At 43.4% G+C, this 13,310-nt stretch carries 11 protein-coding genes; 10 read left to right on the top strand and 1 reads right to left on the bottom strand.

What is annotated here, in order from left to right:
* The first annotated feature begins 104 nt into the window (after positions 1-104).
* Positions 105-2,099, top strand: a complete 1,995-nt coding sequence (locus AC58QO_RS28905; protein WP_497271704.1) for a methyl-accepting chemotaxis protein — start codon at positions 105-107, stop codon at positions 2,097-2,099.
* Between the two features lie 63 nt (positions 2,100-2,162).
* Here the strand turns inward: AC58QO_RS28905 and AC58QO_RS28900 are convergent, their stop codons facing one another.
* Positions 2,163-2,474, bottom strand: a complete 312-nt coding sequence (locus AC58QO_RS28900; RefSeq protein ID WP_497271702.1) for a hypothetical protein — start codon at positions 2,472-2,474, stop codon at positions 2,163-2,165.
* A 179-nt stretch (positions 2,475-2,653) separates the two neighbouring features.
* Between AC58QO_RS28900 and AC58QO_RS28895 the strand changes: the two genes are divergently transcribed.
* The 9 genes from AC58QO_RS28895 (at position 2,654) to AC58QO_RS28855 (ending at position 13,235) form a co-directional block, all read left to right on the top strand.
* A complete protein-coding gene (locus AC58QO_RS28895; RefSeq protein WP_497271802.1) occupies positions 2,654-3,424 on the top strand; it encodes an NUDIX domain-containing protein in 771 nt (256 codons plus the stop codon).
* Between the two features lie 58 nt (positions 3,425-3,482).
* A complete protein-coding gene (gene pnuC / locus AC58QO_RS28890) occupies positions 3,483-4,148 on the top strand; it encodes a nicotinamide riboside transporter PnuC (protein WP_497271700.1) in 666 nt (221 codons plus the stop codon).
* Positions 4,124-5,176: an AAA family ATPase gene (locus AC58QO_RS28885; protein WP_497271698.1), complete on the top strand. Its 1,053-nt coding sequence runs from the start codon at positions 4,124-4,126 to the stop codon at positions 5,174-5,176. Before pnuC ends, AC58QO_RS28885 begins: the two co-directional genes overlap by 25 nt.
* 22 nt (positions 5,177-5,198) lie before the next feature.
* Complete coding sequence (locus tag AC58QO_RS28880) at positions 5,199-6,086, top strand: ADP-ribosylglycohydrolase family protein (protein WP_497271696.1); 888 nt, start codon at positions 5,199-5,201, stop codon at positions 6,084-6,086.
* Between the two features lie 208 nt (positions 6,087-6,294).
* Complete coding sequence (locus tag AC58QO_RS28875) at positions 6,295-7,242, top strand: ABC transporter permease (protein WP_497271695.1); 948 nt, start codon at positions 6,295-6,297, stop codon at positions 7,240-7,242.
* A gap of 13 nt (positions 7,243-7,255) precedes the next feature.
* On the top strand, positions 7,256-8,125 hold the full coding sequence (locus tag AC58QO_RS28870; protein WP_497271693.1) for a carbohydrate ABC transporter permease: 870 nt from the start codon (positions 7,256-7,258) through the stop codon (positions 8,123-8,125).
* A gap of 71 nt (positions 8,126-8,196) precedes the next feature.
* Entirely contained in the window at positions 8,197-9,783 is a 1,587-nt protein-coding gene (locus tag AC58QO_RS28865) for an extracellular solute-binding protein (RefSeq protein WP_497271691.1), read from the top strand.
* An 89-nt stretch (positions 9,784-9,872) separates the two neighbouring features.
* A complete protein-coding gene (locus tag AC58QO_RS28860) occupies positions 9,873-11,612 on the top strand; it encodes a sensor histidine kinase (RefSeq protein ID WP_497271690.1) in 1,740 nt (579 codons plus the stop codon).
* A gap of 3 nt (positions 11,613-11,615) precedes the next feature.
* A complete protein-coding gene (locus AC58QO_RS28855) occupies positions 11,616-13,235 on the top strand; it encodes a response regulator transcription factor (RefSeq protein WP_497271688.1) in 1,620 nt (539 codons plus the stop codon).
* Positions 13,236-13,310 lie beyond the last annotated feature (75 nt).

The following is a 13,310-nucleotide window of genomic DNA, read 5'->3' as shown; positions in this document are numbered from 1 at the left end:
TCTCATGTCATTTAATATCACGTCCCTTGGCATTTTTTAGGGAGGAATAAAGTCGAAAGATGGCGAAATCCGATATGAAATGTCATTGTCGAGGAGGAGAAATTATGATAAATACCATTTTTGGCCCCGCAATAAAAGTTATGAATCGCCTTAACTATGGTCAGAAATTCATTACTGTCGGGTTAGTTCTCATTATCCCCATTGTTTTTTTAATCTACTTTTATGTGTCGGAAAAAAATAGAGCCATCGATTTTGGAAAAGATGAAATCATTGGCAGTAAATATAACACAGGATTAATAAACTTGCTTGGATCAGCGCTGGATTTACGAGTGCTTGTGAACGAGTACATATATGGAGATACCTCTGCAGGAACCAAAATTAACGCTAGCATCCAACAAGTTGAGAAGAATATGGTGCTTCAAAGTAAACTCGATGCCGATTTGGGAGGAAGTTTGCGTACCTCGGAGGCTTGGAACAAGATCACGACAGATTGGCAGCGTTATAAAGAAACTGCCCTTCACTCGAAGGATACGGCCAATTATGAGAACCACCTCACATTTGTTCAGGACCTCATTGCGCTAAGTACACTCACAAGTAACAATTCCAATTTAATCTTGGATCCCGATATCGATACATTTTATATCATGAGTGCAACGTTGCAGACGTTACCGAATCTGACAGATTTGATCAGCTTATCCCATGGACTTGCGCTCAATGCCATTCATAAGGATCAGGTTGACGAAGCAACAAAGAGACAACTTCTGCGAAATACAACATTAATTCAAAGCCATATTGACAGCCTAAATGCTGATTTAAACACGGCTTTCGCGAGCAATCGCGCGATTCATTCAATTCTTATCCAACAATTGGCAGATTCGGATACGCTGATTTCACAGTTCATTAAACTGCTCAATGAGCGTTTTATAGATTCAGATCAAATAAATGTGTCGATAGTAGAATTGGAAAATGCGGAATCTCAAACGATGGCGTCTGCCTTTAAACTCTATGATACGGCTACTCCCATCCTGAATGAGCTGCTTCACAAGCGGATAGATGCATTTGCTGCGGGACGATTGCAAGCCATGTCGTTCGTTACGGTTTTGTTAGCTCTAGCGTTTTATTTATCGATTGCATTCTGCGTATCTACACGTAGTGCGCTGCAACATTTGGAGGATATTTCGAGCAGAGTGGCGAATGGCGATTTGACCCTAGAAAGCAACTTGACCTCCAGAGATGAAGTCGGGAATTTCACAGTTTCGTTCAATCATATGGTTGCAAGTTTGCGGGAATTGATTAGTAAAGTGAAACATGATGCACTCTTAGTCTCTAATTCCTCCACAATTATTTCACGAAGCACGACTGAAATTGCGAAGGGCAGCAACGAACAAGCTGTAGCGACACAAGAGATGAATGAAATGTTGGAGGAATTATCTACCGCGATTGACAGTGTTGCTAAAAATGCGCAAGACGCTTCCCTGATGTGCAGTGACGCACAGAGAGTCGCTGATGAAAGTGGTAAAGTCGTGCAGCAATCCATTGAAAGCATGGATACGTTGAGCGTAAAAATGGGGACCTTGCAAACCGCGTCCACCAAAATTGGTGAAATCATCGAGGTCATCGATGAAATTGCACAGCAAACAAACTTACTGGCCTTAAATGCTGCGATCGAAGCGGCACGCGCGGGGGAGCACGGCCGTGGTTTTTCAGTTGTTGCTGACGAAGTTCGCAAGCTGGCGGAACGAAGCTCTGATGCAGCTAACGAAATTACAGCCATTATACGAGATGTGCAGAAGTATACGGTACAAAGCTCCCAAGCTGCTGCAAATGCAGTGACGTTCTCCAAGAAAACAGGAGAGTCGCTTGTCCAAATTTCTTATAAAGTCAACGATGCAGCCAAACAAGTTACAGAAATCGTTGCTGCAAGTGCCCAACAATCGGTGCAAACCAAAGTCGTATTAACTTCCATTGAAACGATTGCAGCCGTATGTGAACAAGCCACGGCGAGCACGGAAGAAACAGCTGCAAATTCACTGAACTTGTTGAACTTAGCAAATGAGTTAACAGAATCCGCGTCCAACTTCAAAGTCGAATTGAGTTGAATCGGTTGAATCTAGAAAAACCTGAAATTCCTTTTCTAAGGATTTTCAGGTTTTTGGCTGTCATCAATCGTATTTATCTTCATCAACACGTTCTACATGATCTACAATTAATTCTAATTCGGTCTCGAAATTCAAATGTAACGGCGCAGGAAGCAGGTCGAAAATATCTTGGATCATATCGATTTCAAGTAGTTCATCCAGTGTTTGAGGCATGGGGGTTTGACGGATTACCCAATCGCAGACCGAATCGATGAATAGATAGAAGGAAGATTGAAATTGATCAGCCACAGCTTCCTTCTCATCACTTTGATAAGAGGTCATTGCCTGCCAATTATGTAGTGTCGTCGATAAGGCTTGTTTGACTTTCGGATCCATAGGGGGTCCTCCTTTGTTCATGGGGATGTTCTCGTACATCGTAGTGGGTTCATATAAGTATTACAACAGGTTCTTCATTCCGTGTCAAAAAGAGGGCTATTTATCCTTGACATCTCGAGTGAATATGTCATAATGATAATATCGAAATGACATTAAAAGCTGTAGAAGCAGGTGGCACAATGGATGCTAACGAAAATCAATCACATTATAATTCTCATAAATATCGAACTCCAGATGGCGCCCCTAGCGACATTGTCATCTTCACGATTACGTCTACGGAAAAGCATTCAACGAAGAAGTCTCTTCCCATTCGGGAACTGCAGGTTCTGCTGATTCAAAGAAAACAATGGCCCTTCGAGGGACAATGGGCTTTGCCTGGCGGGTTTTGCCAAGAGTCGGAAAGTATGTATGCTTGTGCAAAGCGGGAATTGCAAGAAGAAACCGGTGTGACCGATGTTCATATGGCGTACTTTAATGTCTACAGCACACCTGGACGTGACCCCAGAGGATGGATCATCTCTCACGCTTTCTTCGCCTTAGTTCACGAGAAGCTGTTGGCAGAGCGGCGCGCTGATACGGATGCGATAGATGTGCGCTTATTTCCTTTAGAAGAGGCGCTTCGTATGGAGCTGGCTTTTGATCATAGGGAGATTTTGACGGACGCTTTGCATCAAATTCAGGCCAAAATGATCACCACGACGATAGCCAAGGAGTTTCTCCCTGAGGAGTTCACGATTAGTGAGCTATATCAAGTAATTCAAACGGTAGTGCCGCATTTCGAAGAGCGGAACTTCATTCGTAAAATCACCTCGACGCAGAGCCGCAAGGGAATTATTGAGGAAGTTCATGATCGACATGGAGAGCCGAAGCTTTCGAATCGCTACTCGCAAAGAGCAGCACAGTTATACCGTTTTACCGATTTGACGCCGCAGCTGTCGATTTACAGCTAGGCGCTTCTCTTTTACATTTCAATATTGTCATTCTGATATTATTAGGAGGTAGTGTTATATGAAAAAGGTAGGGACGTTAGCCGTGTTATTCATCTGTATGATGGCCATTGCCGTCTACACGTCATCGACGATGATTGAAATCGTGGCAACAACCACAGGGTTGATGTGTGTCTGGTTGACAGCTAAGGAAAACATATGGGCATGGCCCATCGGGCTGGTCAATGTGGGCTGTTTCTTCTTGATGTTTTGGGAAGCCAAACTTTATGCGGATACGATGCTGCAGGTATTCTTTTTCATACTAAGCGTGTATGGTTGGATCATTTGGCTAACGAAAAGAGAAGGTGCGAAGGTGCGACCCACTCGAAAGTTGACACTCCGACTCACGCTAATGCTTAGTTTGTTTTTCGTAACGGTAACAATCCTCTGGGGTTATGTACTTAAATCGTATACGGACGCATCCATTCCATATATAGATGCTTTGATCGCCACACTGAGCCTCATAGCTCAATATTTGCTCTCATCCAAGGTGCTGGAGAACTGGCTCCTCTGGATAGCTGTCGATGTTATGTCCATAGGGATGTATGCGTATAAAGATTTGTATGCAGTAGCGTTCTTGTACGCTATCTTCTTGATCATTGCCACGGCGGGATACATCTCATGGAAACGAGAGTTACACTTTGTAGATCGGAGGGAGCAAGTATGCCACAACACAGAACAGGCCTGACACTTGGGAAGTTTGCGCCGCTTCATCAGGGCCATCAACTTATGATTGAAACAGCCATCCAAGAAACAGATGAAGTGATTGTTGTTATCTATGATTGTCCCGAAACGACGGATATTCCTTTGCGTGTGCGGTCCAATTGGATCCGTACCCTCTATCCGCAGGTGCAGGTTATCGAAGCATGGGACGGACCTATGGAGATAGGGGATACACCGGAGATAAAAAGGATGCATGAGCAATATATCCTTCAGAAGCTGGAGGGGCGGAAGATCACACATTTTTACTCCAGTGAGTTTTATGGTGATCACATGAGTTTGGCTTTGGGGGCGGAGAATCGGCAAGTCGATCCTCATCGGGTAACATTCCCGGTTTCTGGCACGCAAGTGAGGGGGAACCCTTTTGACAATAGAAAGTTTCTCAGCTCTGTTGTGTATGAAGATATGATTGCCAAAGTCGTATTCCTCGGCTCTCCTTCAACTGGCAAATCGACACTGTCCGCTTATATGGCGAAACAGATGGATACCGTCTGGATGGCGGAGTATGGTCGAGAATATTGGGAGCAACACCAAGTGGACCGAAGACTAACGTTAGAGCAGCTGGAAGCAATCGCGGAGGGTCACTTAGAAAGAGAGGATCGTCTCGTACAAGATGCGCGTGGTGTCCTTTTTGTAGATACGAATGCGATTACGACGTACATGTTTTCACACTATTATCATGGCAAAGCGACGCCTCGATTAACGCAATTAGCAGCGGAAGCAGCATCACGGTATGATTGTGTATTTGTTTGTGATACGGACATTCCCTACGCAGATACCTGGGATCGTTCCGGAGAAGTGCAGCGATTTTCTTTTCAGAAACAAATTATAGCTGATCTCCAAATGAGAAGAATTCCCTATTTCATCGTAAGCGGGACACTGGAAGAACGGGCAGATAAGGTAACCAAGATTTTAAAGCAATTTGGTAAATATCAAAGCTTGGTAGAGCGATTACTTGCAGGCATGGAAGGGCAGCTAAAGGAAATAGATCGTTAACAGATTGCGGGGAGGTAGAAATATGAACGAAAACGACTTGCTGGGCAAAATTAAAGGCGGTATCTACGGTGTCGCGATTGGAGACGCTTTGGGTGGAACAACCGAATTCATGAGTGTCAGGGAAATCCAAGCAAAATACGGTTATTTGACGGAGATCATCGGTGGAGGTGCCTGGCGGTTAGAGCCTGGTGAAGTGACGGACGACACGATGATGACGTTGTGTGTGGCGGAGGGGATTTTGGAAAACCCCAGAGATCCTATGGATGCCATAGGTGTTCAGTTTATGAATTGGTATCAGACGAGGCCCAAAGATATCGGTATTATCATCAGGCATACTTTTGAAAATGTGGAGGGGAATTGGTTCGAGGCAGCTTACGTAACTCACATTGAGATGGGCCAAAGTGCGGGCAATGGTTCCTTAATGCGCTGTTTGCCAGTAGCGTTGGCATACTCCGACTGGAAAGAGATCGAACGAATTTCCCATATGCAATCGAAAATGACCCACTATGATGAGAGATGCAATGAAGCTTGCATCCTCTATAATCGCATTGCTTTTCGGCTGCTTCAGGGGGAAGAGATGAAAGATGTTATCCAGCAGGAGCTGATCGGAACGGACTATGAAAGTATGCTCACATCAGCGCCTAATTGCGAAGCAAGCGGATTTGTGGTTCATACGTTTCGTTGGGTGATGCACATTTTACTGGAAGCTTCCGACTTTAGCGAAGTCGTTCAGTGGGCGGCTAATTTAGGCGGGGACTCCGACACGATTGGTGCCATTGCTGGTGGGTTGGCAGGCATTTATTATGGTTATGAGCAGATTCCGGCTAAGTACGCGGAGGCGATATTGATTAGGGCGCGGTTGGATGAGATAGCGGTGAGGTTGGTTGGGGTTAGGGCGGGGTTGGATTAGATTACTTGATTTATCATGCAAAACTAACTTACGGACAAGTGAAAGCACCTGAAAACGGTCGCGCTCACTCTGTCCTTTTTTTGTGCCTATTGTGTTGGAATTATTCAAGGGGACTACTTAATATCTTGTAAGAAATTCTAGAAATCACAGAAATTTATCCGATTGGTGGGTGCTATTATACAAATATAAACAAAGACGAGGTGATGATATGCAAGCAAAATTGGCAACGGACGCCATTCCCACCCCCAAAAAGCGGGATTCATGGATAAGAACGATACGCAGATATAAAGTGATGTATGCTCTCTTATTTCCGGCATTGGTTTACTTTGCCGTATTCAAATATATTCCTATGGCGGGAATCATCATTGCTTTTAAAAACTACAACCTAGCCTTGGGACTATGGGATAGCCCATGGGTCGGATTGAAAAATTTTAAGGATTTTATTAATGGCGTTTACTTTTGGGACATAATGCGAAATACGATTATCATCTCGCTGTATAAGCTATTGTTCGGTTTCTCGGCTCCCATCGTACTTGCTTTGCTTCTCAATGAAGTGTATACCCAATGGTTTAAGAAAATCGTACAAACGATCACGTATCTACCCCATTTTCTGTCATGGGTCATTGTTTATGGATTGATGGTGGCTTTATTGGCGCCAGGAGATGGCCTTTTTAACATGATATTTAAGCAAAATGGGATGCAGCCCATCTCCTTTCTAACGGAACCTGCTTGGGGCAGAATGTTAATCATCTTATCTGAAATATGGAAGGATATTGGCTGGGGAGCGATTTTGTATCTCGCCGCATTAGCAGGAATAGATCCAAGCTTATATGAAGCAGCTCGAATGGATGGCGCTTCTAAGTTGAGACAGCTATGGCATGTTACATTACCCGGCATTCGAGGCGTCATTATTCTGATGCTGATCCTTAAATTAAGCCATATTCTGGACGCTGGTTTTGACCAAATCTTCATGTTTGCCAACAGCTTTAACCAAGAGAAAATCGATATCATCGACACATGGGTATACCGTGAAGGGTTGGAGCGTCTGAAGATCGGCTTGGCTACTGCCGTGGGGTTATTTAAAGCTATCATCGGATTTGCTTTAGTATTGGCTGCGAATAAGATTGCCAAAAAATTCGATGGGCAAATTTGGTGAGGTGGTTTTTAACATGATCAACATGACACTCGGGGAAAAAATTTGGCAAGCCGTTGTTTACTGTATTCTTAGTATACTAGCCCTACTTTGCTTACTCCCCTTTTTATATGTGGTTGCGGTTTCAGTGACACCAGAATCGGAAGTAGTAAGAAGAGGGATTGTGATTATACCTGAATCCTTTACCTTTTTAGCCTACAAAGAAGTATTCATTTCACATGGCATAGGGCAGGCGTACAAAATCACGTTGTTTCGAACAATCGTAGGTACTGCGTTGAATGTGTTTTTTACCATAATAGCTGCATATCCGTTATCCAAGAAATATTTGCCCGGGCGCAGTACATTTCTGCTATTCATTGTGTTTACCATGATGTTCAGTGGAGGATTAATTCCAACTTATTTGTTAATTCGCTCTCTGGGCTTGCTAAACAGTCCGTGGGTACTCATTATTCCACATCTCATTAGTGCGTTTAATTTGGTGATCATTAAAGGATTTTTTGAGCAATTGCCTGCTGAAATCGAGGAATCGGCGAGAGTCGACGGCGCAAGCGAACTTCAGGCGCTATGGCGGATCATTTTACCCCTGTCCTTGCCCGTCCTTGCCACGATTTCCTTATTTTACGCCGTGGGGCACTGGAACAGCTATTTCGATGCGATTGTGTACTTAAATGATGCAAACTTGATGCCGCTCCAAGTAGTCTTGCGTAACATTCTGCTGAGCCTAGCAACACAGAGCGCAGACTCGATGGCCAATTCCGGAACGGTTAGTAAGTTCGCCGTACAAATGGCGGCTGTCGTCGTGACGACGGTTCCGATCTTGATTGTGTATCCCTTCATGCAAAAGCATTTTACGAAGGGTGTACTCGTGGGTTCGATTAAAGGTTAAAAAGCAATTCCTACCTAGGTTGTTACGGGGACGCCGTGATAATATAGAAACAAGCAAAAGGAGAGGTCAATATGGAACGTAAAAAGATTACATTTACTGTTCTGGCTGCTATTGTAGGGCTTGGAACGCTATTGTCAGCATGTGGGAACCAAGAAGACGTTAAGCAGACAGCTTCGAGCAGCCCGCAATCCGAGGCTAACAAGTTTGCGACCAAAATGAAGATTTCGATGTTCAACCAAGGTACCTTCAATGCTGCAGCTCCGATACCTCCACGTGAGGAAGATATTCAACGTCAAATGTTGGAGAAGGCGGTAAATATCGACTTGGATATGACGATTCCTCAAGCTGGGCAAGCGACAACGAAACTGAATACGCTCATTGCAGGTGGGGATATTCCCGATTTGCTCTTCTTGAAGAGTAGATCTGACCTCGCGCAATATTATGATCAAGGTGTTCTTGCAGATCTGACGCCATATTTGGATCAATTTCCTGAGTTGAAGAAGCGTTTTGGTCAAGACTCCTGGGAGGCAACGTCCTATCTAGGAAAAACGATCGGAGTTCCAGGTTATGATAATGTAAACGGTATCAGTCGAAGCTTCTTCATCCGTAACGATTGGTTGAAAAAGCTGAATATGAAAGTGCCGACCACCCCTGACGAGCTGTTCGAAGTGATGAAAGCCTTTACGGAGAAAGACCCAGACGGAAATGGCAAAAACGATACGTACGGATTCATCGGCGGTATGAATAAAGAAGGCAATCTGCAAACCTACGGCTTTGATAGCTTGATGTGGATGTTTGGCGTTAATCCGCCTTCAGCCATTGAAGTAAAAGACAATAAACCGGTGTACCTATTTATTGATCCTAAAATGAAGGAGGCGCTCGCTTACATCAATAAAATGATGACAGCGAAAGTTGTGGACCCAGACTGGGTGACGATGAATACGCCCGATTTGTTGGACCAAAAGTTATTTAAAGGTAAAGTTGGCTTTATGATCAGAGATGCCCGCAGATTAGAACCGGATTACCAGCAGAAAATGAAAGAAATCGGTGGAGAGGTTCCCGAATGGATCGTCATTCCTCCAATGAAAGGACCATACGGCGATCAAATCGTGGAGAGAAAATCGTTCCAAGGCAATTCATGGGCCATTTCCAAGAAAGCCGATAAGGACAAAATCATTCGAATCTTGTCTATGCTGGAATATCTCTTTACGGATAAAGAAGCCTATCCGAATTTCGCATACGGCATTAAAGGCATTCATTGGGATGTCGTAGACGGCAAGATCAAAAATAAAACCTCTGAATTATCCAAAGAAATGAAAGAAAAGTACTTATGGGTCGATCATTATAGAATGCCGCGCCGTGGCGATGATGCCGAGTACTTTAGCTTCCAGAATCCGAAGACAGCAGAAGCTTTCACGAACAATCAGCAATATGTAGGTCTTACTTTGCCAGGAAATTTGTTGACGGCAGACCCGAGCGATTCCTTGGCAGCGGACCGTACACGATTCATTAACGAAAGCTTAGTTAAATTTATGTCCGGCAAAGATCCTCTAACCAACTGGGACACTTTCCTCAAAACATTGGATACGAAGTTCGACATGCAAAAATATAAGGATACAGCCGTTAAACAGTTTAAAGAAGCTGGCCTAATCAAGTAAATAAACGAAGAGAGTGGCGATAATTCGCCCCTCTCTTTGTTGTCCTATGCTATGCTTAGTTGAATACGGATTCAAAAGGAAGATGACCGATGCGAAGAAGAATCAGTTTGCCTTTAAAACTATTTTTGATTGTGTTTGCGTTTGTATTAAGCTGCATTATCTTGATAAGCCAAATGTCGTATCGCTATGTCCAAAAGGAAATCAGAACCAACGACATTTATTACACAAACCAAATCTTGGACAAAGTTGACCAGTATTTGACGGTCAATTTTTCCTCGTTCCAGACGATCTTGTTCTCGGTCGAAACATCGGTGAAAGCAAATATTGACAATACAGAAGTAATTAAAAAGCAACTAAGAGAGTTATATGAGCTCAACAGTAATTACGTCAGTAACATTTACTTGATCAAAAGTGATTTATCCATTCTAGGCGGAAGTACGACTACACGAATTTTCGATGAAGCTTTATCCGACAGAAAACCTTTATTTGATGCGGCAGACAAGAACAAACGAACTACTTTTGTCAGTGATCCGTATAAATCGAAGTATTCCGGCTGGACAGTTACGATGGTTCGATATCTGAACGGCACTCCGACTCCTATGGCTATTGCCGTAGATTTGGATCTGAATGCTATTGAAGAAACCTTGTTCAAGATTAATAAAAAAGAACAAATGAATCTGGCTTTGATTACCACATCGGGTAAAATCATTGCTGGATTTTCGGAAAATAGAGGACCCCTCAGTATTCAGGATCATACGTTTTCAATCGGTGAAATGTCAGCAGAACAAATTCTGGATACGACAGGAACAAGTCTTCAACTCCATACCAAAGATGGCTTACCCGTCTCCATTCTGAAGAAACCGACGGAGAAATTCAATTGGTTCCTCATCTCGATGAACGATGAATCTCGCCTGGAAGCTGCGTTGTCCAGATTGGAAAACTATTATATCGGGCTTCTAGTGGCAGGGCTTCTCTTAAGCTTGTGCATTTCCTTTTTTATTGCCAAATATATAAGGAATCCACTCTATGCGCTCAAAACAAAAATGAAGCGGGTAGAGCAAGGCGATCTGACAACGACAGTTACCATTGAGCGAAACGATGAATTCGGCGACCTTTCCCGCGCATTCGACCGTATGCTGCAGCAAATTGTGGAACTGATCCGGCGAGGGGAGCTCCATAATGAACTTGAGCGGAAGCTGGAAATCCAAGTGCTGCAATCACAAATCAATCCTCATTTTCTGTATAACACACTTGGATCTATTAGCAATGTCATCCGCCTGGGGCAAATAGAGAAAGTCGATGTGGTGATCGCGTCTCTCATTGCATCTTTGGAATACGGGATCGCTGACGCCTCGGAGAAGGTTTCACTACGTCAGGAGTTGCAAAACGTAGCGGACTATATCGCGATCCAGAACATCCGATATAACAGGCACTTCGACTTGATTGAGCATATTGAAGATGGGTTAATGGACTTTCCGGTTTTTCGAATGCTGCTACAGCCCATTGTGGAGAATAGTATCTTCCATGGCTATAACGGAGGGGGAATCGAAGGTTCGATTACCATTCATGCCTACAGGGAGGGCGGCAACGTCATGATCGAAGTCATTGATCAAGGCGAGGGAATTCCAGCGGATCAAATAACGCATATTTTAACGGCAGAACCGAGTGATATGGAAGTAAAGAGGAAAAGAATCGGCTTAAATAATATTCATGGCCGAATAAGACTTCACTATGGGGAACAGTACGGGCTCCAAATCATAAGCGTACCGCAGGAAATAACACGTGTCCGCGCCATATTCCCGGTAGGTCTGTTTAAAGGAGATGCATGAAAAGTGAGAGACTACACCTGCTTCATTGTTGACGATGAAGATCTAATTATTCAACGATTGGAACTATATTTTAGCGAGCTCTCCCATAAGGAAAAGCGATTTCAGTTAGTGGGAAAAGCGACTAATGGGCAGAAGGGGATCGAGGAGATTTTAAAGCTAAAGCCAGATATCGTTATTTCCGATATCGTTATGCCGCGAATGGATGGCATAGCGATGATTGAGCAGTTGAAGCCGGAGCTGCCTCACACCCAATTCATTCTATTGACCGCCTATTCGTCATTTGAATATGCACAACGAGCGATTCATGCCAAGGTATTGGAGTACATCGTTAAGGTTCCATTAAATGAAGCGGATTTGGATCGCGCATTGGATAAGGCCGCTGGCATTTTGGATGAGGCTAAGAAAAAAGAAGAGGAATTCCAAACGTTAAACGTATCCGTTCTTGAAAATAAATATAGGGTTCGTAAGCAATTTTTTAACGAGCTGATCAGAGGTGAAATACCTTCTCATCGGGCATCCAATTTCGCGAATCGCATGCAGTTCCATTTTTTCCAAGCCAACTATTGTTGTTTTATTGTTGAAATGAATCAATATGAAAGTTTCCGCAATGAATATTCAGCTGTTGACCAGAACATCTTGAAATATGCGATTACGAATGTCATCGAAGAAACGGTCATGAATTGTGGCAATGGTGTAGCTACGGATTTATCCGATAATCGGTTTATTGGCTTTCTTTCCTGGGAAAATAATCGGAGTAGCATGGATACGGAATATGCTTGCCAGGCATTAGGGAGTCAGATCGTCTCCCATTTGCAGCAGTTTTTGAATCAAAGGGTATCTGTAGCTTTTGGCGGTCCGCATCGAGGCTGGGAATCCATCAAACAAGCTTACACGGAAGCTCACAATATAAGTGAGGATTTCTATTATCATGCAGAGAAAGTAGTCAAAACACCAGCGCATCGGTTCCAGTACCAGAATGATAGGAGAGAGGACGTTCAGCAGAAACTGGCTGATTTTCTTGGTTGGGTGCAAAGGCAGGTTGCCAAGGAAGAGCTGGGGAAACAATTTGCGGATTTAAACCAGTTTATTACCGAACATAAAATTCATAAGTCCATCATGGCTCCAATGCTACGCGACTTGTACAGAGATATTGTTATGAAATTTAAATCGGGAAACACAGCGACCACGGAAATAGCCGAATTTCCTATCGAATTTATGGCATTTCGGGAGCAACTTGCTTATATTTCCGACTTCACATTCGAATATGTACACGCTGGCCAACTGTTACATCGGGCAGAAATCATGAGAGCCATGCGGTTTATCGAGAAAAATTTGAAACAGCGCTTAACATTGGAGGCCATTGCTGAGGATGTGAACTTAGCGCCATCGTATTTTAGCAGCCTATTTAAGAAAACAATGAACGAAGGTGTGATCAGCTACATCAATCGTAAAAAAATACAATTGGCTCTCGAACTGTTAAATGTTCAGGATTATTCGTTATTGGAATTGTGCGAGGAAGTAGGCATTGTCAATGAAGGGTATTTTTGCAAACTATTTAAAGAGTATACGGGCGATACACCTAAACAATATCGAATAAAAATGACAAGGTATGAAACCAAATAGGGTTGCAAAAAATGTATGAGTTTTTCGCGAAATCATGTAAAAAAACGGAGATCAAAAGGCTTACCATGATAGATG

The organism is Paenibacillus sp. J31R30, from assembly GCF_059692115.1.
This window is presented reverse-complemented; position numbering and strand designations above follow the sequence as displayed.

What these genes read in the sequence shown, in the direction of transcription:
- AC58QO_RS28905 (WP_497271704.1), top strand. Translation starts at nt 105, where the DNA reads ATGATAAATACCATTTTTGGCCCCGCAATAAAAGTTATGAATCGCCTT.
- AC58QO_RS28900 (WP_497271702.1), bottom strand. Translation starts at nt 2,474, where the DNA reads ATGGATCCGAAAGTCAAACAAGCCTTATCGACGACACTACATAATTGG.
- AC58QO_RS28895 (WP_497271802.1), top strand. Translation starts at nt 2,654, where the DNA reads ATGGATGCTAACGAAAATCAATCACATTATAATTCTCATAAATATCGA.
- pnuC (WP_497271700.1), top strand. Translation starts at nt 3,483, where the DNA reads ATGAAAAAGGTAGGGACGTTAGCCGTGTTATTCATCTGTATGATGGCC.
- AC58QO_RS28885 (WP_497271698.1), top strand. Translation starts at nt 4,124, where the DNA reads ATGCCACAACACAGAACAGGCCTGACACTTGGGAAGTTTGCGCCGCTT.
- AC58QO_RS28880 (WP_497271696.1), top strand. Translation starts at nt 5,199, where the DNA reads ATGAACGAAAACGACTTGCTGGGCAAAATTAAAGGCGGTATCTACGGT.
- AC58QO_RS28875 (WP_497271695.1), top strand. Translation starts at nt 6,295, where the DNA reads ATGCAAGCAAAATTGGCAACGGACGCCATTCCCACCCCCAAAAAGCGG.
- AC58QO_RS28870 (WP_497271693.1), top strand. Translation starts at nt 7,256, where the DNA reads ATGATCAACATGACACTCGGGGAAAAAATTTGGCAAGCCGTTGTTTAC.
- AC58QO_RS28865 (WP_497271691.1), top strand. Translation starts at nt 8,197, where the DNA reads ATGGAACGTAAAAAGATTACATTTACTGTTCTGGCTGCTATTGTAGGG.
- AC58QO_RS28860 (WP_497271690.1), top strand. Translation starts at nt 9,873, where the DNA reads ATGCGAAGAAGAATCAGTTTGCCTTTAAAACTATTTTTGATTGTGTTT.